The sequence below is a fragment of the Streptomyces sp. NPDC058469 genome, assembly GCF_042721125.1.
Taxonomy (GTDB): Bacteria; Actinomycetota; Actinomycetes; order Streptomycetales; family Streptomycetaceae; genus Streptomyces.
Genome location: NZ_JBHXME010000170.1, coordinates 1 through 23,740 on the forward strand (window position 1 = coordinate 1; position 23,740 = coordinate 23,740).

At 69.3% G+C, this 23,740-nt stretch carries 18 protein-coding genes and 3 pseudogenes; 14 read left to right on the forward strand and 7 right to left on the reverse strand.

Going from position 1 to position 23,740, the window contains the following annotated elements; all coding sequences use genetic code 11:
• Positions 1–105 precede the first annotated feature (105 nt).
• The 4 genes and pseudogenes from ACFWP5_RS43520 (at position 106) to ACFWP5_RS43535 (ending at position 3,968) form a co-directional block, all read left to right on the forward strand.
• On the forward strand, positions 106–432 hold the full coding sequence (locus ACFWP5_RS43520) for a hypothetical protein (RefSeq protein ID WP_384170226.1): 327 nt from the start codon (positions 106–108) through the stop codon (positions 430–432).
• Positions 433–689: 257 nt separating this feature from the next.
• Complete coding sequence (locus ACFWP5_RS43525) at positions 690–2,312, forward strand: cellulose binding domain-containing protein (RefSeq protein WP_384170228.1); 1,623 nt, start codon at positions 690–692, stop codon at positions 2,310–2,312.
• A gap of 358 nt (positions 2,313–2,670) precedes the next feature.
• Positions 2,671–2,893 (forward strand): annotated as a pseudogene (locus ACFWP5_RS43530) (S1 family peptidase); the annotation flags it as partial.
• Positions 2,894–3,260: 367 nt separating this feature from the next.
• Positions 3,261–3,968, forward strand: coding sequence for a beta-glucanase (locus ACFWP5_RS43535; protein ID WP_384170230.1), 708 nt, complete (start codon positions 3,261–3,263; stop codon positions 3,966–3,968).
• A gap of 243 nt (positions 3,969–4,211) precedes the next feature.
• Here the strand turns inward: ACFWP5_RS43535 and ACFWP5_RS43540 are convergent, their stop codons facing one another.
• Complete coding sequence (locus ACFWP5_RS43540) at positions 4,212–5,228, reverse strand: LacI family DNA-binding transcriptional regulator (RefSeq protein ID WP_384170232.1); 1,017 nt, start codon at positions 5,226–5,228, stop codon at positions 4,212–4,214.
• 175 nt (positions 5,229–5,403) lie between these two features.
• On the opposite strand from ACFWP5_RS43540, the gene ACFWP5_RS43545 reads away from it, so the two are divergent.
• The 6 genes and pseudogenes from ACFWP5_RS43545 to ACFWP5_RS43570 form a co-directional block, all read left to right on the forward strand.
• Positions 5,404–7,230 carry a glycoside hydrolase family 2 protein gene (locus ACFWP5_RS43545; protein ID WP_384170257.1) on the forward strand — a complete coding sequence of 609 codons (1,827 nt, stop codon included), beginning with the start codon at positions 5,404–5,406 and terminating at the stop codon, positions 7,228–7,230.
• 138 nt (positions 7,231–7,368) lie between these two features.
• On the forward strand, positions 7,369–8,715 hold the full coding sequence (locus ACFWP5_RS43550) for an extracellular solute-binding protein (RefSeq protein WP_384170234.1): 1,347 nt from the start codon (positions 7,369–7,371) through the stop codon (positions 8,713–8,715).
• A gap of 35 nt (positions 8,716–8,750) precedes the next feature.
• Positions 8,751–9,656, forward strand: a complete 906-nt coding sequence (locus ACFWP5_RS43555) for a carbohydrate ABC transporter permease (protein WP_384170236.1) — start codon at positions 8,751–8,753, stop codon at positions 9,654–9,656.
• 1 nt (position 9,657) lies between these two features.
• Positions 9,658–10,605: a carbohydrate ABC transporter permease gene (locus ACFWP5_RS43560; RefSeq protein WP_384170238.1), complete on the forward strand. Its 948-nt coding sequence runs from the start codon at positions 9,658–9,660 to the stop codon at positions 10,603–10,605.
• A 64-nt stretch (positions 10,606–10,669) separates the two neighbouring features.
• Entirely contained in the window at positions 10,670–12,121 is a 1,452-nt protein-coding gene (locus ACFWP5_RS43565) for a glycoside hydrolase family 43 protein (RefSeq protein WP_384170240.1), read from the forward strand.
• Positions 12,122–12,808: 687 nt separating this feature from the next.
• Positions 12,809–12,955: pseudogene (locus ACFWP5_RS43570) on the forward strand (hypothetical protein); the annotation flags it as partial.
• A gap of 146 nt (positions 12,956–13,101) precedes the next feature.
• Here ACFWP5_RS43570 and ACFWP5_RS43575 read toward each other — a convergent pair.
• Positions 13,102–14,052: an SDR family NAD(P)-dependent oxidoreductase gene (locus ACFWP5_RS43575; RefSeq protein ID WP_384170242.1), complete on the reverse strand. Its 951-nt coding sequence runs from the start codon at positions 14,050–14,052 to the stop codon at positions 13,102–13,104.
• Positions 14,053–14,513: 461 nt separating this feature from the next.
• Here ACFWP5_RS43575 and ACFWP5_RS43580 point away from each other — a divergent pair, with 461 nt between their 5' ends.
• The 4 genes and pseudogenes from ACFWP5_RS43580 to ACFWP5_RS43595 form a co-directional block, all read left to right on the forward strand.
• Entirely contained in the window at positions 14,514–14,822 is a 309-nt protein-coding gene (locus ACFWP5_RS43580) for a hypothetical protein (protein WP_384170244.1), read from the forward strand.
• Entirely contained in the window at positions 14,819–15,130 is a 312-nt protein-coding gene (locus ACFWP5_RS43585) for a type II toxin-antitoxin system PemK/MazF family toxin (protein ID WP_317882693.1), read from the forward strand. Before ACFWP5_RS43580 ends, ACFWP5_RS43585 begins: the two co-directional genes overlap by 4 nt.
• A 784-nt stretch (positions 15,131–15,914) precedes the next feature.
• Positions 15,915–17,711 (forward strand): RecQ family ATP-dependent DNA helicase, encoded by a 1,797-nt coding sequence (locus ACFWP5_RS43590; protein WP_384170246.1) that lies wholly within the window; start codon positions 15,915–15,917, stop codon positions 17,709–17,711.
• 396 nt (positions 17,712–18,107) lie between these two features.
• A pseudogene (locus tag ACFWP5_RS43595) lies at positions 18,108–18,494 on the forward strand (ATP-binding protein); the annotation flags it as partial.
• 242 nt (positions 18,495–18,736) lie between these two features.
• On the opposite strand, the gene ACFWP5_RS43600 reads toward ACFWP5_RS43595, so the two are convergent.
• The 5 genes from ACFWP5_RS43600 to ACFWP5_RS43620 form a co-directional block, all read right to left on the reverse strand.
• Complete coding sequence (locus tag ACFWP5_RS43600) at positions 18,737–19,897, reverse strand: glycoside hydrolase family 88 protein (RefSeq protein ID WP_384170248.1); 1,161 nt, start codon at positions 19,895–19,897, stop codon at positions 18,737–18,739.
• Positions 19,898–20,043: 146 nt separating this feature from the next.
• A complete protein-coding gene (locus tag ACFWP5_RS43605; RefSeq protein WP_384170250.1) occupies positions 20,044–21,303 on the reverse strand; it encodes an alginate lyase family protein in 1,260 nt (419 codons plus the stop codon).
• A 155-nt stretch (positions 21,304–21,458) separates the two neighbouring features.
• Complete coding sequence (locus ACFWP5_RS43610) at positions 21,459–21,776, reverse strand: hypothetical protein (RefSeq protein WP_384170252.1); 318 nt, start codon at positions 21,774–21,776, stop codon at positions 21,459–21,461.
• Between the two features lie 625 nt (positions 21,777–22,401).
• Positions 22,402–22,584, reverse strand: coding sequence for a hypothetical protein (locus ACFWP5_RS43615; RefSeq protein ID WP_384170254.1), 183 nt, complete (start codon positions 22,582–22,584; stop codon positions 22,402–22,404).
• Between the two features lie 146 nt (positions 22,585–22,730).
• The gene (locus ACFWP5_RS43620; protein WP_384170256.1) at positions 22,731–23,591 is read right to left on the reverse strand and encodes a helix-turn-helix transcriptional regulator; all 861 of its coding nucleotides are present in this window, start codon (positions 23,589–23,591) and stop codon (positions 22,731–22,733) included.
• Positions 23,592–23,740 lie beyond the last annotated feature (149 nt).

A 23,740-nucleotide genomic window follows, 5' to 3' on the forward strand; every position in this document is an offset into this window, starting at 1 on the left:
TGGGGTCGCCGGTTTGTGAACAACGGGAACCCCCCTCCCGCGCTCCCGTGACGTCGGCGCCCCTCAAGCAGCCCGGTGAGCAGGGTCCGGAAGGAGGCGGTGGTGGTGACCTCCGACCTCACGCGGGCCGGCCTCGCCACGGCGCTCCCCTTTGTCGACCAGGTCTGGCAGGTCTACGTCCTGGTCTTCCGGATCGATCGACATGAGGGCCCGGTTCGAGCGACCGAAGAGGCGCCGGTCAACCCGAACATGAAGGCCCGGCCACGTCGAGAGCGGCATGTGGTGGGCCGGTCAGGCACAGGGCCTCATCGGCAGGTGGAGAGCTGTGAGGCGGTGGTCCGCGCCATCATGGCGATCGTGGCGGACGCCGAGAACATCGTCCGCGACCGCCTCCGGTGGCAACTCGCGCCCCCAGGGCGGGAATTGGTCTAGACGAATCTTTCCCGCATCTCTTGACGCCGGCCAACGCCGCCAGCCACGCTTCGCTACGCAGGCAGATGTAAGGAAACTTTCCGATTAACTTCACGGCTCGCCGTTCGACGGTCTTCCCCTGCCTCACCCCGCCCTGATCACGTCGCACGGCTCCTCCCCACCCGCACCTCTCCACCGTGCGACGGGCGTGCAGGGCACCGCAATCCGCGTACCGGCGCGACGCCGTGCGCGGCCTCGCCCCACGGAGGAGCATCCGCATGAGACGTGCGTCGCTGCGCGCCGCATTGACCGCCGCCCTGATGGTCGGCGGCATGGCCACGTTCGCCACCCCGGCCGCCCACGCGGCCGACAACACCGGTCTGATCGCCTCCTTCGGCATCACCTCCACCTGGGGTGCCGGCTTCGAGGGCGGCTACACGGTCACCAACAAGTCCACCCACACGGTCAGTTCATGGACCATCACCTTCACCCTGCCCGCCACCGAGGCCGTCACCAGTTCGTGGAACGGCACGCTCACCCACAGCGGGACGCAGTACACCATCACCTCCCCCACCTGGGAGACCCCGCTCGCCCCCGGTGACTCCGCGCCCGTCGCCGGCCTGGACTTCAGTTACAGCGGCTCCGTCGTCCCACCGAGCACCTGTCTGATCAACAACGGCCCCTGCGCCGGCGTCCCCGCCGACACCGTCGCACCCTCGACCCCCTCCGGCCTCGCCGTCCGGGACACCGGCCCCGGCAGCGTCACGCTGGGCTGGAATGCCTCGACCGACAACGTCGGCGTGGTCGGCTACCGGGTCTACGAGGGCAGTAACGTCATCGCCACCACCTCCGGCACCGGCACCACCTTCACGGTGATCGGCCTGCTCCCCGGCAGCAGCCACAGCTTCTCGGTGACCGCGCTCGACGACTCCAACAACCAGTCGGCGCACTCCGCGACGCTCACCGCGACCGCGGGCAGCGGCACCACGCCCGGCATCGCGGCCCCCTTCATCGACCTCGGTGCCTACCCGACGCCGAACCTCACGCAGATCGCCACGAACACCGGGCTGCGGCAGTTCTCGCTCGGCTTCATCACCGCCGGGTCGACCGGCTGCAACGCGAGCTGGTTCAACTCCTTCGACCCGGGCGCGGCCTGGGACCGGGCGGACTTCGACTCACTGCGCGCGATGGACGGTGACGTGCGTCCGTCCTTCGGTGGCGAGGCGGGCACCGAACTCGCCCTCGCCTGCACCAGCACGACCGCGCTCCAGGCGCAGTACCAGAAGGTCGTGGACGCCTACGCCCTGGACCGCGTGGACTTCGACATCGAGGGCGCCGCGACGGTCGACCACGCCTCGATCGACCGGCGCTCGACGGCCGTCGCCGCCGTCCAGGCCGCGCAGCGCGCCAAGGGCCGCGACCTCAAGGTCACGCTCACTCTCCCGGTCCTGCCCAGCGGCCTGACCGCGGACGGCGTCTACATCCTCAACTCCGCCAAGTCGCACAACCTGAACGTCGACACCGTCAACCTGATGGCCATGGACTACGGCGACAGCGCCGCACCCAGCCCGTCCGGGAAGATGGGCACGTACGCCATCCAGGCCGCGACCTCGACCCGCGCCCAGATCGCCTCGGTGTGGCCGAACCTCACCACCGCCCAGACCTGGGCCATGGTCGGCCTCACTCCGATGCTCGGCCAGAACGACACCGCCAGCGAGGTGTTCACCGTCGCCGACGCACAGCAGGTGCTCACCTTCGCCCGCCAGAACCACCTGGGCGAGCTGGGCTTCTGGGACGTCACCCGCGACGGGAACGCCTGCACCGGTGGCCTGAGCGAGTGCACGAACATCCCGCAGACCCCGTACCAGTTCTCCAAACTGTTCGCGACCTACGCGGGCTGAGCCGGCGAGGTCACCTGCGACCCCGCACGACACCGTGTGCGGGCCGAGACCCAGCTCGGCCCGCACAAGTTGGGGACACGTTCAGCGCGTGGACGGACAGCACGAGCCTGACGGCAGCGCCCCCGCAGTGGCCGAGTCCGAGGCATCGCGGGCCGTTCCGAAGCCGCGGCAGGACCAGGAAGCGGCAGGAGGATCCCCTGCGGGCCGCCCCGAAGGCACCCGCCGCCAAGGTCTCGGCCAAGAAGTAGACCACGGCGAAGAAGACCGCTGGGAGGAAGCCGTCAGCCGAGAAGGGCGCGGCAACGAAGCCACGGCGCTCGGGCTGTTGGCCCTGCTCGCCAGCGACCTCACCAACAACCGTGCCCTCGCCGCGGGCACCGTCGGCGGCGACCCCACTACATCAATGGCAACACCCGCTGCTCCATAGGATTTTCCGTGGTCGGCGGCTTCGTCAGCGCCGGACACTGCGGAACGCCCGGCAGCTCGGTGGTCGGCTGGGGCGGTTCGGCGATGGCACCTTCGCCGGCTCGTCCTTCCCGGGCAACGACTACGCGTACATCCAGATCGGCAACGGGTGGTGGAACGGAACGCAGCCCCGAAAGGGCACGCGACTGCCGCGTCGGGGAATGCCTCGCGGAGACCTGCGGCCCAGCGTCTGAGGAGCCGAAGCCGTCGGTCACACCGGAAGGCTGCCGGACAGTCGGTGACTGTGGGCCAGGGGTTCCGGGTCCGTGAGCGACGGGCGGAGGTCGGGAGGGGTGCTGCCGGCGCCGGGCACATGTCGGGAGAACGTGTTCGTGGACCACGTAGGCGTTCGGGCGCGGACGCCGGGCACGTCACCCGCAGGTGGGAGGATCCCCCGGGCTTCGGCGCCCACCGCATGTCCGGCCGCCGGGCCGGGCAGCACTGCGGCACTCGACACCGTGTCCGCCACCGAGGGAGCCGTATGTGAGCGATGTCGTCTTCACGGCCGATTTCACCTCCACCCGCCAATGGGTTGCAGGCCGTTCCTGGGCCTATCCCGACGGCGGCCCCACCAACCCCGGTGACAACAAGCTGGACCACCTCACCCCCGACCCGGCCTACTCCCGCACCGGCACCTTCCGCGCCACCCCCAGGACCGACGGCTGGTGGAACACCGGGCTGCTGACCACCGAGGGAAGCGACGAGGCCTTCACGGTCCGTACCGGGGACCGGCTCCAGGCCCGCGTCTGCCTGCCCACCGGACTGGGTGCCTGGCCGGCGATCTGGACCTGGCGCGACGGAGGCAACGAGGTCGACGTCTTCGAGTACCACCCCGACAACCCCGACCTGCTGGAGCTCACCAACCACGTCCGCGAAGGACACACGTACCTCCACCACCCGGCGGTGAGTCCGGGCGCCGTAGTCGACCTCGGAGTGACCTTCGGCCGGTGCAGTGTCGTCTGGACACTGAACGGCACCCAGGTCTTCGCCGACGAACGGGGCGTCGGAACCGGGTGGTACGCCTACCTCGTCGTCAACCTCTCCGTATGCGCCGGCCGCTACCACCCCCGCCCCGACCCCGAGACCACCGAACTGTCCTACCGCGTCGAGAACCTGACGGTGCACCGGAGCGTGATCCCACACGCAGCGGAATCCCATGACGACGCGGCGGCGGCCGGCACAGGGTCGTAGTCGGGGCTGCGGACGGCCCATCGCGGAAAGGCCACACGCGGCAGGGCATCCGGTTCGGGCCACGCCGGTCTTCCGCAGCTGGCGCCGACGGCTCTGCCCGCCCCCGGCCGTCCGCACGGCAGGCAGCGCTTCGCCCGGTTCGCGGCGGGCTTGGGGACCGTCACCGCCACGGGCCGCCGGTTTCCTCCGGACCGCCGGACTCCGGGCCGCGTTCGCGGCGAGCCGGTGGTCCCTCCGTCGGCGTCAGCCTCCGCTGCTCTCCCGGACGACGATCCGGTGGCCGATCACCACGTCCCGGCAGGGGACGCCCGAGTCCGGGGCGTCGATGCGGTTCAGCAGCAGGGACACCGCCGTACGGGCGATCTCCCGTTTGTCGGGCGAGACCGTGGTGAGGCTGGGCACGCTGAAGCCGGCAGCCTCGATACCGTCGAAGCCGACCACGTCCGCCTCGCCGGGCACCCGTACCCCGGCCTCGTGCAGGCCCCGCAGGGCACCGAGCGCCATGTTGTCGTTCAGGCACAGCAGTGCGTCGGGGGGAGATCCGTCGCGCATCAGCCGGGCGGCCGCCTCGGCGCCGTCCCTCCAGTGGTAGGCCTCCACCGGTACCACCAGGCCGGCGTCGAAGGGCACACCCGCCGCCGCCAGAGCCTGGCGATAGCCGTCGGTGCGCAGCCGGTCGGTGCCCTGCTGGCCGCGGACCGCACCGCCGACCACCGCGATGCGGCGCCGTCCGCGGGACAGCAGGTGCTCGGTGGCCTCACGCGCGGCGCGCACGTTGTCGATGCCGACGTGGTCGGTGTGTCCCTCGGCGGAGCGTTCACCGAGCAGCACGACGGGCATCCGACGGTCGCGGGTGGCGAGGTCGTGGGGCAGCAGGGAGAGCGGGCTGAGGATCACCCCGTCGCAGAACTGCGTGTCGAAACCGTGCAACGCGGCCAGTTCGCGGTCACGTTCCGCTCCGGTCTGGTGGATCAGCACGGTCCGGCCGTTGCTCCCGGCCACCTCCATGACGTGCCGGGCCAGCTCGGAGAAGTAGGCGACGTCGAGCTCGGGCACCGCGAGGGTGATCATGCCCGTACGGCCCTGGCGCAACTGACGGCCGGCGATGTTGACGCGGTAGCCGAGGGCGTCGATCGCCTCGCGGACGACCGTGCGGGTCCGCTCCGAGACGTGCTCATAGTCGTTGATCACGTTGGAGACGGTCTTGGGCGAGACGCCGGCGTACTCCGCCACGTCCTTGATCCTCGGTCTGGCCGCCACGCTGCCCTTCCTTCCGAACTCTCTTGATCGTACCGACCGTTGTGCGTCATTTTCCGGCCAGTCGGTCGCACACAAACCGCGTCCGGGCTATTTACATCGATGTAATCAACATGGTGCCATGACCCCGCACGACCTCCACCACGCACCGACCTGCACTCTCGTCACGAGGAGCACCATGCCCGACCCGTATCTCCCGGACGCGCCACCCCGCCCCGAGTACCCCAGGCCGCAGTTCACGCGGGACGCCTGGCTGAATCTCAACGGCGAGTGGCAGTTCGAGACCGACCGGTCCGACAGCGGCCTCGAACGCGGCCTGACCGACCGCGAACTGACCGACCGCATCCTCGTCCCGTTCTGCCCGGAGTCCGAGCTGTCCGGCATCGTGGAGACGGACTTCCTGGAGGCCGTCTGGTACCGGCGCACGGTGACCGTGCCGGCCGAGTGGGCCGACGCCCGGGTGCTCCTGCACTTCGGGGCGGTCGACCACGACACCACGGTGTGGGCAGGCGGCCAGGAGGTCGCCCGGCACCGCGGCGGGTTCACGCCGTTCACCGCCGATCTCGGCGAGGTGGCCGCGGCCGGCGAGGAACTGACCCTCGTGGTGCGCGCCCGCGACAGCCGGCACACCGTGCAGGCCCGCGGCAAGCAGGCCACCTGGTACGCCAACTCGCACTGCCACTACACCCGGACCACCGGCATCTGGCAGACCGTGTGGCTGGAGCCGGTCCCCCGCGCCGTCGCCCTGCGCCGCCCCCGCATCACGCCCGACCTGGCCACCGGATCCTTCCTGGTGGAACTGCCGCTGTCGGCGAACGTCGCCGGGCACCGGGTGCGCGCCACGCTGAGCGACGCCGACGGCACGGTCGTCACCGCCGAGGGGCGGGCGGACCTGGACCTGTGTCCGCGCCTCGTGCTCACCGTCCCCGCGGGCCGGCGGCGGACCTGGTCGCCGGCCGACCCGCATCTGTACGACCTCGCCCTGGAGGTCCTCGGCCCGGACGACGAGGTCGTCGACACCGCCCGTTCCTACGCCGGCCTGCGCTCGGTCTCCGTACGCGGCAAGGAGCTGCTGCTCAACGGGGAACGTGTCTTCCAGCGGCTGGTGCTGGACCAGGGCTACTACCCGGACGGGCTGATGACCGCGCCCAGCGACGCCGCGCTGCTGCGGGACATCGAGCTGGGGATCGCGGCCGGGTTCAACGGGGCCCGGCTGCACCAGAAGGTCTTCGAGGAGCGCTACCTCTACCACGCCGACCGGCTCGGCTACCTGGTGTGGGGCGAGTTCGGCGACTGGGGCTGCGAGACCGGTGTCCGTGACGACAACCAGCGGCCCGACGCCTCGTATGTCACGCAGTGGCTGGAGGCGCTGGAGCGGGACCACTCGCATCCCTCGATCGTCGGCTGGTGCCCGCTGAACGAGACGTACCAGAACCTGCACGACCGCATCACCGTGCTGGACGACGTCACCCGGGGCATGTTCCTCGCCACCAAGCGGGCCGATCCGACCCGGCCGGTCATCGACGCCTCCGGCTACGCGCACCGGGTGCCGGAGACGGACGTCTACGACTCGCACTGCTACGAGCAGGACCCGGTGGCGTTCGCCAAGATCATGGCCGGGCTGTCCGAGGACCGGCCGTACGTCAACACCGGCCCCGAGGGCCGCGCGTGGTCGGTGCCGTATCGCGGGCAGCCGTATTTCTGCAGCGAGTTCGGCGGGATCTGGTGGGACCCGGAGACCGCCGCCGCGGCCGGCGACGAGACCGGCAGCTCCTGGGGGTACGGCGAACGGCCGCGCACCGAGGAGGAGTTCGTGGAGCGCTTCCGCGGTCTGACCGGCGTGCTGCTCGCCGACCCCGGGATGTTCGGCTACTGCTACACGCAGCTCACCGACGTCTTCCAGGAACGCAACGGCGTCTACCGCTTCGACCGGTCCGAGAAGGCCGACACCGCACAGTTGCGCGCGGCCCAGCTGCGCCCCGCCGCGTATGAGGAGGCGCCGTAGCAGCCGGGCCCCCGCTCCCGGTGAACGGACGTACCGTACCCCGCCCAAGATTTACATCGATGTAAGAACGCATGGTGGGCAGCGCCGCCGCACGGACCGAAGTGTCCCCCACGCCGCCGCCCACCGGGAAGGAAGCACATGACCGGCACACCCGCCCAGGTCCCTCGCCACGGACCGACCAGACGCCGTGTCCTGACGACAGCGCTCGCCGCCGGCTCCACGGCCCTCGGCGCCGGGGCGCTCAGCGGCTGCGGATCGGCGCTCGCGGCCAGCAACGGGTCGACGGTCCGCCTGTGGGACCTGTTCAGCGGTGCCGACGGCGGCCTCCTCAACGAGATGGTGGCCAAGGCACGGCCCGACATGCCGGGCACGCGCATCGAACGCACCGTCCTGGAGTGGGGCACCCCCTACTACACCAAGCTCGCCATGGCCTCCGCCGGCGGTCGCGGGCCCGACGTGGCCGTCTCGCACATGTCCCGTCTCGCCGGGTACGCACCCACCGGGCTGCTGGACCCGTGGGACATGGACGTACTGGCCGAGTACGGCATCGCCCCGCACGACTTCGCGGACGCGGTGTGGTCACGCACCCAGTTCGACGGCCGGACCTACGCCGTCCCGCTGGACACCCACCCCTTCATCGTCTTCTACCACCAGGAACCGGCGAAGAAGGCGGGCCTGCTGACCGCCGACGGCACGCTGGACGCGAACGCGTTCTCCTCCCCGGCCGGCTTCCTGGCCGCAGGAAAGGAACTGGCCAAGGCATCGGGCAAGCAGGGCATCGCGTTCGGCTACGTCACCGACACCGCGCAGTGCTGGCGGCTGTTCTACGGCCTGTACCGGCAGACCGGCGGCAGGTTCGAACTGCCCGCGGGCGGGCCGGCCGAGGTGGACGAGGACCGGATGGCCGAGGTGATCGCCTTCATGGCCAAGGTGGTCGACGGCCGAGTGAACCCGAAGAGCCTCGACTACGCGTCCGCCATCGCCTCCTTCGTCAACAACCAGACGGCGATGATCCTCTCCGGCGAGTGGGAGCTGGGCACCTTCCGCGCGGCCGACAAGAACGTCGGCGCGGCGCCCTTCCCCACGGTGTTCGGCACCCCGGCCGTCTACGCCGACTCGCACTCCTTCGTCCTGCCCCACCGGGACCACCCGGACGAGGAGCACCGCCGGCGCACCCACCGCGCGGTGGCCGCACTGCTGAAGGCCGGTCAGATCTGGGCCACCGCGGGCCACATCCCCGCCTACCGGCCGGTGACCCGGACCGCCGCCTACGCCGCGCTCCAACCGCAGGCGCACTACGCCGAGGCCGCCGGCCATGTCGTACTCGACCCGTCGGTGTGGTTCGCCGGGGCGGGCTCCGACTTCCAGAACGCCATGTGCCAGGTCCTCCAGCAGGCCCTGCTGGGCGACACCAGCCCCGACCGCGCGGCCCGCGCGATGACCCGGCGCCTCAACACCTTCCTCTCCACGCCCAGCCCGGCCTGATCCGGCCGCGAACCATCCGCGCAGGAGGCACAACGATGTCCTCTCCTCTCCCCCCGTCCCGGACCGGGACGCTCACGGCGCGCCGGATCCTCTCCCCCGGCCTGCTGTTCGCCCTGCCCTTCCTCGTCCTCTTCGCCCTCTTCATGGTCTGGCCGTTGGTCCAGGGACTGTGGATGAGCCTCACCGACACCTCGCTGTCGGCCCACACGCCGAGCTTCGTCGGCCTGGACAACTTCTCGGAGGCGCTGCGGGACGCCGAGATGTGGCGGGCGCTCGGCCACACTGTCTGGTTCACCGTGCTGTCGACCGTCCCGCTGGTCGTCGTGGCACTCGGCATGGCGCTGCTGGTCCACACCGGACTGCCCGGCCAATGGGTGTGGCGGCTGGCGTTCTTCGCGCCGTACCTGTTGCCCGTCGGTGTGGTCAGCCTGCTGTGGGTCTGGCTCTTCCAGGGCGATCTCGGCCTGTACAACCAGCTGCTGAACGCGGTGGGCCTCGACTCGGTGGCCTGGCTGAGCGACACGTCGGTCGCGATGTGGGCGATCGTGCTGACCACCCTGTGGTGGACGGTCGGCTTCAACTTCCTGCTGTACCTGGCGGCCCTCCAGTCGGTGCCGGACCACCTGTACGAGGCGGCGGCGATCGACGGCGCGGGCGCCTGGCGGCGGCTGTTCTCCATCACGCTGCCGCAGCTGAGCCGGATCACGGTGGTCGTCACCGTGCTGCAGATCCTGGCCTCGCTGAAGGTCTTCGACCAGATCTACCTGCTGACCAAGGGCGGTCCGGACAACTCCACGCGCCCGGTCATCGAGTACATGTACGACGTCGGCTTCACCGGTTACCGGCTCGGCTACGCCTCGGCGATCAGCTACGTGTTCTTCGCCCTCGTCATCCTCGCCTCCGCGGCGCAGTACGCCGCCCTCCGTCGCCGGGAGAAGTGACATGACCTCCACCACAGAACTGCCCCTCCCCCGGCCGAAGTCCGCGCCCCGCTCACCGGTCATCCGCGAGGTGGCGGCCCGCCGGTACCGCGCCCAGGCCCGCCGCACCCATCTCTCCCTCGGCGAGAGCCGCACCGCCAGGATTGTCACGTTCGCGGTGCTGACCGTCCTGGCACTGCTGTGGCTGCTGCCGATGGCATGGGGCCTGCTGACGGCGTTCAAGTCCGAGCAGGACGCGAGCGACCCGGTGCACTGGCTGTGGCCGAAGCACGGGTTCACCCTCGCCGGGTTCCACAGTGTGTGGGACCGCGGCGAGCTGCCGCTGTGGATGTTCAACAGCTTCCTGGTCGCGGCCGTCGTCACGGTGATCACGGTGGCGGTGTCCGCGATGGCCGGCTACGCCTTCTCCCGGACCCGGTTCACGGGCCGCAGATGGCTGTTCACCGTCACAGTGGCGGCCGTCCTGGTGCCACCGCAGATGCTGATCGTGCCGTGGTTCCAGCAGATGCTGACCCTGAACCTGCTCGACACCTACGCGGCGGTGATCCTCCCTCAGACGGTGGCGCCGGTGATGGTGTTCATCCTGAAGAAGCACTTCGACTCCCTGCCCAGGGAGTTGGAGGAGGCGGCCCGCATCGACGGCGCGGGGCACGTGCGGATCTTCTGGTCCGTGCTGCTGCCGCTGTCCCGTCCGATGCTGTCGGCGGTGGCGATCTTCGTGTTCATCGGAGCCTGGAACAACTTCCTGTGGCCCTTCGTCTCCACCTCGGACCCCGACCTGATGACCCTGCCCGTCGGCATCACGTCGGTGAAGGACGCCTACGGCGTCCAGTACGCGCAGTCGATGGCGTCGGCCGTGCTGGCCGCACTGCCGCTGGTGGTCGTCTTCCTGTTCTTCCAGCGGCACATCGTCAAGTCCGTCGCCACGACGGGCCTCGGCGGCCAGTGAGCCGGCCCCCTTCCTGAAAGGCGCAACCACCCCAGTCACCCACCACGATCCGTTGGAGCCGCACATGAGTTCGTCCCCCCGCACGGCCCGCACGGCGGCGCTGGTCGCCCTGCTGCTGGCCGTGGTGTTCTCGCTCGTCTCCACACCCACGGCGACCGCGGCGCCCCAGGCCGCGGCCGTCACCAGTACGACGTTCCGTAATCCGCTGAACACCGGGCCCGACCCCTACCTGACGTACTGGCACGGCTCGTACTACATGACCACGACCCAGGGCGGCAGCATCCGCATGTGGCACTCGGCGTCCCTGGCCACCCTGCTGGAGTCCGACCCGGTCACCGTCTGGGCCGACACCACCCCCTCCCGCAACCAGAACATCTGGGCGTCGGAGTTCTACCGCTTCGGCGACCGCTGGTACCTCTACTACACGGCGGACGACGGCGTCGACGACCACCACCGCGTCTACGTCCTGGAGTCCGACGCCGACTCCCCCACCGGCCCCTACCACTTCAAGTCGGCGCTGATCCCGCCCAACCACACGAACGACTTCGCGATCGACCCCAGCGTCTTCACCCACAACGGCCGCCTGTACCTCGCCTACAGCGGCATCAACGCCTACCAGCACAACGGGCTCAACATCGCGCCGCTGGCGAACCCGTACACCGTCTCCGGCGACGCGGTCGCGATCGACGCGGCGGGCGGCTGCGCGGAGGTGCGCGAGGGGCCGGAGTTCCTCAGCCGCAACGGCCGCACCTGGATGACGTACTCGACCTGCGACACCGGAAAGCCCGACTACCAACTGTGGATGCTGTCCCTGGCCGACGGCGCCGATCCCCTGGTGGCGTCCAACTGGCAGCAGCACAGCGGAGCGGTCTTCTCGCGCAACGACGCGGTGGGTGTCTACGGCCCCGGCCACCACGCCTTCTTCAAGTCCCCGGACGGTACGGAGGACTGGATGGTCTACCACGCGAAGTCGACGTCCCAGTACACCTACACCGACCGCACCAGCCGGGCCCAGAAGATCGGCTGGAACGCCGACGGCAGCCCGAACCTGGGCAGCCCGCTCGCCATGGGCGCCACCCAGAACCTGCCCTCCGGAGACCCCGGTTCGGGCAACCACTGGATCAACGACGACGGCCGTTCCAGCGGAGACGGCACCCTCGCCTACACCGGGGCCTGGAACTCCGGTACCGGGTGCGGCGCGCAGTGCTTCTGGAGCGACGACCACTGGAGCGACCAGGCCGGCAACACGGCGACCTTCACCTTCACCGGCACCCAGATCGCCCTGCTGTCGGTACGCGACACCGGCAACGGCATCGCCGCCCTCAGCATCGACGGCGGGGCGGAGACCCGGGTCGACTTCTACGGGGCGATCCGCACGGGTGAGACCGTCCAGTACGTCAGCCCGAAACTCGCCTCCGGCCGGCACACCCTGCGGATCCGGGTGACGGGCGAGCACAACGCCCAGTCGACGGCCTCGTTCGTGAGCGTGGACCGGGCCGAGGTGTACACCGACTGACCGACCGCCGGAAGGCTGTCGCGATGCGTCAGGCAAGGATGCCTCCAGGCGTCCCACGATGTTGTGCACGGTCTCCCCCACCAGACCGTGCAGGGGCGGACGTCTCAGCCACGGCGGTGGTTGACGAATCGGACAGGACGCATGGGTGGCGGTTCGGGTGTCGCCTCGACTCGGGGCGGATTCCGCGGCCGGCCCCACGCGTCATGAGGCCGGTCATCGAGTGGCGAGACAGGACGGTAAAAAGACCCCGGCGAGGGCCTTCAGCCCGTCCCGATCGGGCCGTTCGTTCATCTCAGGGCCCGGAAGCTCGCACTTCCGGGCCCTGATGACCGGCGGACAGGCGGGGTCGATATTCTCCGCCTGCTGGCCGTTCTGCCCCTGCGTGATGACGACGGGGTGCGCCTGTTCGCTGATGTTGCGCAGCCGGTGTGCCGATCGGTCCGGGAGTGTGGCCGTTCGGCAGACGCGGTGTCGCCGGGGATACGCCTAGCGCCGTTCCGACCGGGCCACCGCGCTTCGAGGAAAATGTTCGATGGACCAGGGAGGGACGATCGCAGCACACGTCGGGACGACGGCTGTGGCCGCGGCGATCACGGAGTTCGAGCCGGACGTCATGGACCTGCTCGTGGAGACTCTGCGCCGAACGGTCAGGCCCGAATTGCCTGACGTGGGGACGGACACCCTGCTGTGCGCGCTCGTGATGGGGACACGGACGCCGGTGCGACGATCGCCCCGGCAACGCGGAAGGCCGGAGCACTCAGCGGCCTCATCTCCGCTCGCGCGGACATCGCTGATCAGCTGTATCTGAGCGCCGGCACGGTCAAGGCGCACATCAGCCCGATCCTCACCCGCACCGGCTGCGTCAACCGCGTACAGGCCGCCGCCCCGCACACGACGCCGGGCTGCTCACAGGCCATTGCACCTGAGCGCCACAACTGGCCGACCCGAGCACGCTTGTTGACCAACGCTCGCGCCTGGGGCTATCTGTGGATGGCGCCGAGGTCGACGCCGGTCAGGTCACAGCTCGCGTCCCACAGCCGCGCCGCGACGGACGTGTCGGCGAGGTGTTTCCACACCGGTTCACGGTGTGGCTTGCCGCGCAGGCTGAAGACACGCGGCCCCCATAGCTGCCCTCCGCGTACGGTCGGGTCGAGCACCGCCCGGACCGCGGGCCATGCGCCGGCATGCTTGCCTTGGACGAGGAGGGCGGCTGGTGCGCCGCAAAGCCGCGCGCCGGCGGTCCGCGTATGGACTGGTGGCCGTGACGGCGTGAGGGAGTCGAGAGCCCCGCCGGGATGGACCACCACGCTCGCCACCGTGCTGCCGACGGCGCGCAGGCGCCGGTCGAGTTCGAGGCCGAAGTACATCTGTGCCGACTTGGAACGTCCGTAGGTGCGCTTGGGCCGGTAGTCCTTGCGGGACTGCAGGTCGTCCAGGTCGAGCCGCTCCGACTTCGCCGCGAAGCTGCCCATGGTCACGATGCGTGCCGCCGGTGCGGCCGACAGCAGCGGCATCAGCCAGTGGGTCAGCGCGAAGTGCCCGAGGTGGTTCGTCCCGAACATGAGTTCATGACCATCCTTGGTCTCCCTGCGCGGCGGGTCGTCGAGTGCGACGCCGGCGTTGTGGACCACCGCGTCGAGGCGTTCCACCTCCAACGATTCCACGGCCGTTCTGAGTGACGAGAGGTCGGCCAGGTCCAGCCGAACGGACCGTACCCTCGCCTCCGGGACACGTGTACGGATCGAAGCCGCGGCGATCTGTGCCTTTGCGGGATTTCGGCTGCCGAGTACAACCGTGGCTCCGGTTGCGGACAGCTGCTCGGCGACGAAGTACCCGATGCCGGCGTTGCTGCCGGTGACCAGGAAGACACTGCTATCAGCACGCGGTAGCCATTGGACATCCCAGGGCAGGGTGGAGGGCGTGGACGACATGGCAGGGGGCTCCCTTGCTGTTGAAGGCGGGTGCGACTGTTGCCCCACGGGGCAACTCGGCGCCCACGTTTCCAGCGGCCAGCGACACATCACCTACAGATCACCGACATCCCGCCGGACCGCCGACACTTTGCCGACGCGGCGCCGGCCCGCCACGGGCCGCCGTCGCCCCTCCTTCAGGAATTCGACGATCCGCGCACCGGCCGATCCAGGACACCCTTATCTCCCAACGGCACGTGACTGGAGGAGCTCGTCGCCACCGGGGCGACGGCACGTTGCGCAGCCTGCGTCCATCCGAGCCCGTCCGTCTGCAGCATGGTGGTTCTCATCTGCGGGTCCATGGAGTCCTGGCCATGGCGGGAAGGATCCCGGTGCCCGTCCGGGCGCGGGAAGTACCAGGCGTGGTACGGGTGCGACAGGGTTCTCAGGGAGAGCCACACCCTTGGGAGTTCGCCCCCGGCGTGAAGCAGGACGAAGACGGTCCATCAGAGGCCGAGCTCAGCGGATGCCACAGTGCCAATGTCACGTACGCCAAAACGCCGCACGGCTGCGATGACGGCAGTCTTGCCACTAATATTGGTGTCATGACTGCCATCACTCTGCGGATTCCCGACTCCATGGACAAACAACTACGCGCCGCCGCCCTCGGCGCATCATCACTGAACGACTACATCGTGCGAGCTGTGCGACGTCAGATGACACTCGACGCCGCGCGCAAACTCACCTCCATCGCACCCCTCGACCTGACAGGCGAAGGCGACGCCCTGTGATCATCCGCAAGGGCGACGTCTGGGACGTGGACACGGGCAAGGGAACCCGCACCGTTCTCGTCGTCAGCCTCGACGGACTTGCCGACGCCTACGGCGCTGTCGTCGTCCTGGTCCTGCATGCGCCGGCGCAGCATCCCGACACGGCAATGAGCGTGCATCTGACCACCCCGGTCGATGCCTCCGTCGTCGCCGTCAATCTCCTCCAGCTCTCCACACTCCGCTTCGAGACCGGCACACCGCACGGGAACATCGGCCCCGAGCAGCAGGAGCTCATCGACAACGCACTCCGCGCGGTCCTCGACCTCTAGCCCTTCAATCGCCCTCACGAATGATCACCACCGAGCCACTCCCCGCGTTTGGAGGGCAAAGCCTCCGTGACGGCATCCAGCGAGGCCTCGGGGCCAGCAGCAGTCGTCACACGGCTGGGGTGACCACACCCCTGGAAGACGACGACCTCACTCTCGGCATGCGGGCCAACGCCGGCGGAGCAGCGCCTCGCACCGATCAGCACGCCCTGCGCGCCGAGATCCGCTCCGAGCGCCTTGACGACTTCCTCATCTGCCGTATCCCCGGAACCGAGGTCCACCTCGGCATGTCCCGGAAGCTGTTCGCCGCCTGCGAGCGCCTCGACGAGGAAGACCTCGCCATCGCCCGGCGCACCCCAGGGCTACGTGCCGAGGACCAGCCCGCCGTCGTCCAAGAGCTCAGCGACAGAGCTAAGGAAGAGCAGCGAAGCCCTCCCACGGCTGCGCCCCTCTTCCGCGACACGTACGAGCGGAGGATGCGACAACCGACCGGATTGACCTGCTGTGCCGTCCCCAGGAGCCGGCACTCCACCTGGAGGGCAACGAGGGGCTCCTCGAAGCGGCGCCCCTGGAGACGTACCTGTCCGTCAGCCGCTACGACCTGCCTCCGACGCGCCCTGGTCATCTCGTCCGGAGTCGCTGGCCCATGCCGGAGGCCAGGCCGGAGGGAGCCCGCCGTTCCTGTGACTGAGTATGCGAAACAGCGGATCGGAGCGCCCTTGCAAGGAGCGAACCGGGGTAACCGCCAGACACACGGCGGCTGGACGCCCACCATTCGAGGAGAAGCATGTTCGCACTCACGTCCCGGCGTCTGCGCGGCACCGCCCGTCGGGTCTTCGGCTGGCAGCACTTGCGCCCGGCCCAACTGAGCGCGATGAAGGCCGTGATGAAGGGGCGTGACGTACTCGCCGTCATGCCGACCGGCGCGGGCAAGTCCGCCGTGTACCAGGTGCCCGCGGTCTTGCTCGGCGGTCCGGTCGTGGTCGTCTCGCCGCTGATCGCGCTTCAGCGGGACCAGATGCAAAGCCTGCTCGGATCCGGCGCGCTGCGCACCGCCGCCATCAACTCCGCGCAGCGCCGAAGCGACAACGAGACGGCATGGGCCCGCATCAGCGCCTCCTCGGTCGACGTGATCTTCCTCGCTCCTGAGCAGCTCGCCAAGCCGGACGTCACGGACCGGCTCGCTGCCGTCCGTCCCCGGCTGCTGGTGGTGGACGAGGCACACTGCGTGTCGTCCTGGGGGCACGACTTCCGGCCGGACTATCTGCGGCTGCGCCACGCGCGCGAGCGGCTGGGCAACCCGCCGGTGCTCGCCCTGACCGCGAACGCGGCGGCCCCGGTACGGCGGGACATCGCCGAACGTCTCGGCATGAACGATCCGGTGGAGATAGTGGCCGGCTTCGACCGTCCCAACATCCGTCTGGACGTGTCGACCTTTCAGGACGCAGCCGCCAAGGAGCGGTTCGTCGTGGAGCGGACGGCCGTCGAGGAGAAGCCGGGAATCCTGTACGCGGGGACGCGGAAGGCAGCGGACCGCTACGCCGAGCAGTTGAGCGACCTCGGACTGGCCGCCGCGAGCTACCACGCGGGCCTCTCCGCCGCCGAACGCCGCCAGACCCAGGACCGGTTCAGCTCCGGTGAGCTCGACGTGGTCGTGGCGACCTCGGCGTTCGGGATGGGCATCGACAAGGCGAACGTACGGTTCGTGCTGCACGCGTCCGTCCCCGGCTCGCTCGACGCCTACTACCAGGAGATCGGCCGGGCCGGCCGCGACGGGGCACCGGCCACGGCGATCCTCGCCTACCGCCCGCAGGATCTGGGCCTGCAGCGCTTCTTCGCCGCCGGCGCTCCCGACGCCGACGCACTGCGCCGCGTCGCCGAGCGCCTGCGCGGCGAGGCGGGCGCCGTCAGCGCGACCCAACTCCGGGCCGACTGCGAACTCGCCGCGACGGCACTGTCCGCCGTGCTGAACCTGCTGGAGGAGGCCGGGGCCGTCCGTACCGGACGGGACGGCAGCCGCTTCACCGGCGCGCTCGGCGCCTGCGCGGATGACGACGTCGACGCCGCTGTGCAAAGCGCCCTCGCCGTCCACGCCACGCACCTCAAGCTCGAACAGTCCCGGGTCGACATGATGCGCGGGTACTCCGAGACGACCCACTGCCGACGGCGGTTCCTCCTTGGATACTTCGGCGACTCCGTCCCCATCCCGTGCGGGGCATGCGACAACTGCACGGGTGAGGTGGCCAAGCCTGTGAGCGCGATGAGGAGCGAGCGGTCCGGGGACGCCGGACGCCCAAACAAGGCGGCCGCACGGCGGCTCCGGTGGCCCCGGGCAGGTGCACGCGCGGGCGCCTCCACAGGTGCCGTCCGGGCGGCGGAGACGGCCGCCCGCCCCACAGCGGACGAACACGCCTACCTGCCAGGCGTGTTCGTGCACCATGACCAGTGGGGCCAGGGCGAGGTCATGAGTGAAGGCGACGGCAAGATCACCATCTTGTTCAAGTCGGTCGGCTATCGCACCCTGTCGCTCGCCGTGGTGACGGACAAGCGCTTGCTCGTCGCGCTGCCCGACTCATCGCGCTGATGCTGAACCCGCGCCTCCCGTGCGTTCGGGAGGCGGCTCTGCCATGGCGACGTAGCGCTTCGACTGGCCGATGAACAGTCGAGTTGGCGGGCCTGAGGGCGTAAGTCGGCGGGCAGGGTAGCGGGCGGCACTCACCTGCGCGAGCGCGCCCGTATCCACGACGAAAGCGGCTGGGCTTTGGGAAGGCCGGCCATTCTCGCCAACGTGTTCGGCCGCACTGCTCCTTCTCGATCGTGATGTCGGCGAAGCAGGTGAGGAAGGCATCGGGGTCGTCGTCCTCGTCCACGTGGTGGCTGGCGCTGGCCCGGGCGCCGGTGAGGCGGACCGACGGGAGGTAGGGTCACAGGCGATCAGAACGACGTCCTGGCGGGTGTCGGTGATCTCAACGTCCTCCTCCGCGGGTTCCTGGCCAAGCTGCTGACGGCCGAGCGCGACGACCGCAACCGCCGCCGTTCCGAACGCCGGATCAAAGCCGCGGGCTCTCCCCGCGAGAAGGCACTGCGCACCTTCGAGTTCGACGTGAACCCTGCCATCGACCCAGCTGCCAACCGAACTTTGGCCTCCTGCGAGTGGGTCCGCCAAGGGCTGCCCCTGTGTCTGATCGGCGACTCAGGCACGGGCAAGTCCCACCTGCTGATCTCGCTGGGCACCGAAGCCGCGATGGCCGGCTTCCGGGCCAAGTACGTCCTGGCCACCAAGCTCGCCAACGAGCTCGTCGAGGCCGCAGACGAGAAACTGCTGGAGGAGCGGAACGTCCCGACCCGGTACGGCAACGGTGACCTCGGAGGTCGTGCGCACCACGTTGTCGCTTCCGTCGTACGCGTACACGTCGTAGGTGGTCACGGGCGGCAGGTTGCAGTTGGCGCGGACCCGGTCGGCCTCCTCCGGAGCGAGCATCCCGGTCGGGATCTGCTCGGTGGAGGGCGAGTTGTGGAACGCGGCCCGGTACTCCGCCGCGGACCCGAGCAGCGACAGCGCTTTCTCCGAGCTGATGACCGGCTCGGGGCGCGGCGCGCCGATGCTCTTCAGGATGCGAGGGCCGCCAGCTCCACTCCCCCGTGAAGGAAAGCGCCGACCGCGAAGTCCGCAGTGGTGTCGTAGGTGACGGGCTGGCTGGAGTCGGGGCGATCACCCACACCTTGGACGTAGCCGAGGACGCCGTCAGGGTGGACGGCAGTGGTGACCAGGCCGTTCCAGGCACGGGCGGCGACGGGCAGGTAGGTGGCCCGGTCGACGAGGGCGGTGGCGACGGCGTAGGCGATGGCACAGACGAAGAAGGACGTGCCACTGCTCTCGGGGCCGGGGAAGTGGGTGGGGTCGGCAAGGTTGACGTTCCAGAAACCGTCGGCCCGCTGGATCGGGGGGAGGGCGATCACCTGGCGTGTGAGGGTGTCGCGGTACTCGGCGGTGTCGGACTGGGTGGGCGGCAGTGCCTTGAGGGTCTTGACGTGGGCGGCGGCCACCCAGCCGTTGCCCCGCGACCAGACGACGGGCTTGCCGGAGGGGGAGACGATGTGGCCGGGCAGGAAGTTCTTGTCGCGGTACCACAGGCCGGTCGCCGGGTTCAGCAGGCCCGGGCCCCCCTCGGCGTGCTTGGTGTGCTGGTACAGGCTGTACAGCTTCTGGTGGTAGCGGGCGTCACCGCGCAGGGCGCCGAGGCGCGCGAACGGCGGCATCGCCATGTGGAGGGCGTCGGCCCACCACCAGTCGTCGTTTTTGTCGACTTGGTCGGAGTAGGTCATGCGGTGGAGCGAGGTCTCGATCGCGCTGATCTTGTGCGGGTCGGGTTCCAGCGCGTAGAGGTCGAGATACGCCTGTCCGGCGTTCTGGTTGTCGGCGATCCGGGTGCTGGAGCCCCCGTTGAGGGCGTAGTTGTTCTGCTCGGCCCAGGACCGGGCGTAGCCAAGGTAGCGGGCGTCCTTGGTCAGGGAGTACAGGGACAGCAGGCCGGAGAAGAAGGTCGCGTTGGCCCACTGGTTGTTGCCCGGGTTGCCGTGGGCGGCTATCCAGTGGTCGGCGACTCGGCGCAGCACGGCGATGATCGCGGCGCGCGAGGGCAGAGCGGACGAGGGCACGGCGGCGGGGGCCGCCATGGCGCGCGGCCCTCCGATGCCAGTCAGGGCGGACAGCCCCACAGCGGCGAGCACGCTGCCGCCCGTGGTGGTCAGGAAGCGTCGTCGGTCCATGTCCTTGTCCATGGGGGCCAGGGCCTTTCGTGTCTGAGGAGGGGGCGGATTCCCCGGAGTTGGAGGGGGAAGGGTTGGCTGCTGCTGCGCAGGAGCCCCATTAGGGAACTGACTCGGCGGATCGCCATCGGCCGCGCAGAGCGAACTCAGTTGGGGTTTTGGGCGTTGGTGAGGGTTTCCCAGGCCACGAAGAGGTTGTTCGTGCCGGCCGGGCGGTTTCGCTCGGTGAGAGTCTGCGTGTTGGCCATCGCGACGCCGTGAAGGGTGTTCAGTGCGTTGAAGCCGACCTCGGTGATGGGGCCGAGTCCGAGTTTGACCGTGCCGCCGCACACGGTGGACGGGACGGCCGCGCCGAGTTCGTACTTCGACTGGAAGCCCAGTGCCTGCCGTAGCCGCTCGCCGACCTGCGGATAGAGGTCCTGCCCCTGGATGCGGGCGGTCTCCAGGACGTGGGAGATCGAGGAGATGCCGTAGCCGGTGTGGGTGAAGTCGCGGCAGGTTTCCTGGGTGATGCCGGTGGTGAAGGTGCTTGCGCCGAACCAGAAGTTGACGATCTGGTCGCGAGTGGTGAGGTGCTGGCTGGGCACGGTCTTGGGCAGCGCGCCGTCCGAGGAGAGGTAGACGAAGGCGGGGACACGCTGCAGGTAGTGGCCGATCGCGGTGTCGTAGCTGGTGTGATCGTCGAGGAAGACAGACATGCTGACGGCCGCCTCCAGCATCGTCAGGTCCCAGTTGCCGGTGCGGTTGGAGCCGTTGACGACCAGTGGGAGGTAGACGGTGCGCAGCATCGTCGCGAAGCGGCCGGCGTTGGGCCAGTTGCCGTGCACGGTCTTGATGATCTCGGCTGCCTTGGGCCAGGAGGAGCCCGCCCAGCCGGTCTGCAGTGGGGCGTTGTCGTTGGTGTGGTCATGGATCGTCGCGGACCAGGCGTCCATGAGCTGGATCGCCTTCTGTGCGTAGCGGTCGTCGCGGTTGATGTACCAGGCCAGCGCATCGGTGTACGCGGCGATCGCGTCCTCGCGTTCGTCGGTACAGCCGTTGTTGGGATTCGAGGAGGGGCCGCACTCCACCGTCGCCCTGGGTTTGGGACTGCGTGACAGCGAGGCGTACGAGCTCGCCATCATGCTGTCGTACGCGGCCTTCCACGGCTGGGCCCCCGCCTGGACCTTGACCCGTACGAAGTCGAGCTGGGCGGAGTCAAGGTTCACGCCCGGGTGCACGAACACCGCGGGCGATGCGGCAACTGCTGCGGCTTTGACGGTGCCGGGCTGAACGGTCGTGGCCCGCGTGGCGGCTTCCGATGTGGGTGCCGGGAAAGCCGAGGCCGGAGCCACGAGGGCTGCGGCCGCCACAGCACCGAGCACGACGCACAGGCCGGCGAACCGGGAGAAGGCTGTTGAACGCATGGGGGGATGGCCTTCCATGAGGGGACCGTCAGCTATGGGATTCCTATACGTGAACAGTGGATCCGACTGTGAACCGGTGATGCCGGAAGGTAGTCGCGTGGGGACGAGGGCGTCAAGGTCTAGACCAACATTCCGGACAGCCTGCGGTTACACCATCACGCTTCCCGCGTGGTCCGGGACGCCAGGGCACTAGGTACGCCGCAGGCCTGATCTAGGACTATGTCGACAACGCCGACCGACCTCGGAACTCGACCAACCAGCTCAGGACATACGGCGTTCATAGCCACGTGACCTGCGACTTCACGATGAAACGGCCTCAATGGGGCTGCGACGTTGGACATGATCTGTTCGAAGAGGTCGGGGTCGTCGACCACCCGGGCGATGGAGATCGCGCCGACGAGGGCGCCGAAAGGGAGCATCGCCTCGCGTTCACCCGTCTGACGGTCGGAGCTGTCGATGAGGTCGGCCAGCACTGCGAGGCATTCCCTAACCCCGCTGACATGCATTCCTGGGCTTGAGGACTGGACCCTCACCTGAACAGGTGAGGGAGGCGTCCAGCTCTTGCGGGGAATCATGCAAGACGGGGGCGATGAGCCGTACGGGCGGCACGTCAGGTCATTCGCCGCCGGATCCCCTCGGGTCCGCCGCAACCGCTTCCCGTATAACAACGCAGGAGTTTCATCATGGCTTCCGGTTCCGGTTCCGGTCTGAGCATCGACGTCCACGTGGCGCCTGTGCGACCGTTCGTTGGTGCCGTGTCAGTCACGGAAAGCGCGTCACCGCCGCCGAACTCATCCTGCCGCTCACTGACCCGGGCGTGCTCACGCTGGCCCAGGTCCACGCCGTCGGCCACAGCCAACTGCCACAGTGGCCCATCAGGGCTCGCCGCGATCGGAGGATACGACCGATCCGTGAACTCGCTGACCCCGTCCGGGGAGCAGGTGAACCCCACCGCGTACTTCCGCATGTCCACCGGCACGAGCACCTCAGCCCCGCTCACGCCAGCCCTATGAACCAGCGAACTCAGGTTGAACAACGCTCAATGAGCGCGCCACCACTACCTCGACCGGATGCGCTGGCAGCGAGCCCGTCCTGTCGTCAGCCAGTGGCAGAGGTCAGGACCGTGAGTCGGCGGGTGACGAGGACATCGCGCAAGTACGAGGGGCCGCCCTGGACCTCCCGCAGTCCGACGCCGACCGGCAGGATCTCGTGCAACGGCCGCAGCCAGGCGGGCAGACAGGACGAGGGCATGGTCCCGCCGCTGGTGTCACAGCTGGCCAACCGGCGGGTTGTGGCCGCCTATTCATGACGGCTACGGCCGATGCCTGATCGGCCGTAGCGCATCGAGCCGGCATTGCGCGCAGGCGCGGTCACGGCCCCTCAGCCGGCCGCTCTGTGCTCGGCGGTGGGCTGGGGACACGTAGTGCTCAGTCGGAGGCCGCGGTGGTAAAGGCCCCGAGTCGCTGGCTTCCGATGACCGAGAGCAGTCGGAGCTTGTCGTGGTCTTCCGTGCCGGGGATCGCCGTGAACACCAGCAGCAACTGCCCCTGGTCGGGGTCGACGAGTGTCTGGCAGTGCAGGGAGATCATTCCGACCTGCGGGTGCAGGATCCTCTTGCGCGAGGTGTGCGAGACACCGACTTCGTGCTGGGCCCACAGCTCCGCGAACTCGGAGCTCTCCGCGCCCAGACGGCCGGCGAGCGCGGCGGCGTGTGAGCCGCGGCCCTCGCGGGAGGCGACCGCGCGGAGATGGGCTACGTAGACGCGGCTGTGCGTCGGATGATCGTCCGGCACATAGATCGTACGTTCGTTCGGGTCGGTGAACCAGCGGTAGATGAGGCTGCGCGCGAGCCCCGTGAAACGGGTCTCGTCGCCGAGCAGGGCCACTGCCATCGGGGTCTGGACGGTGGTCTCGCCGGTGCCGGTGACGACCTGGGCGGGGGTGTCACCGAGGCGATCGATGATGCGCATCATCCCGGCGTTGACGTGATCGTCGCGTGTGGTGCGGGCCGGTGCGTTGTGGCCGGCGAGGACGAAGAGGTGGTCGCGTTCGTCGAGGCTGAGCCGGAGTCCACGGGCGATCGCGGTGATCATCTGCTCCGAGGGCTGTGGTCCGCGGCCGCGTTCGAGACGGCTGTAGTAGTCCGTCGACATGCCGCACAGCGCGGCCACTTCTTCGCGTCGCAGCCCGGGCGTCCGTCGGCGCTGCCCCGGAGGAAAGCCGACGTCGTCGGGTTGCAGCGCCTCTCGACGCCGACGGAGAAAGGTCGCCAGGCCGCTCTGATCCATATCGACACTGTGCCTCACGCGGATACGGCTATCCACTGTCTGCCGGTCCCAGGCTGAGGGCTCAGCCTGGGACCGGGCGCCAGTGGTTAAGGAGGCCCAGGTTTGGTTATGGGATCGCGCGGGAACAGCTCACCCGGGTGGACAACACC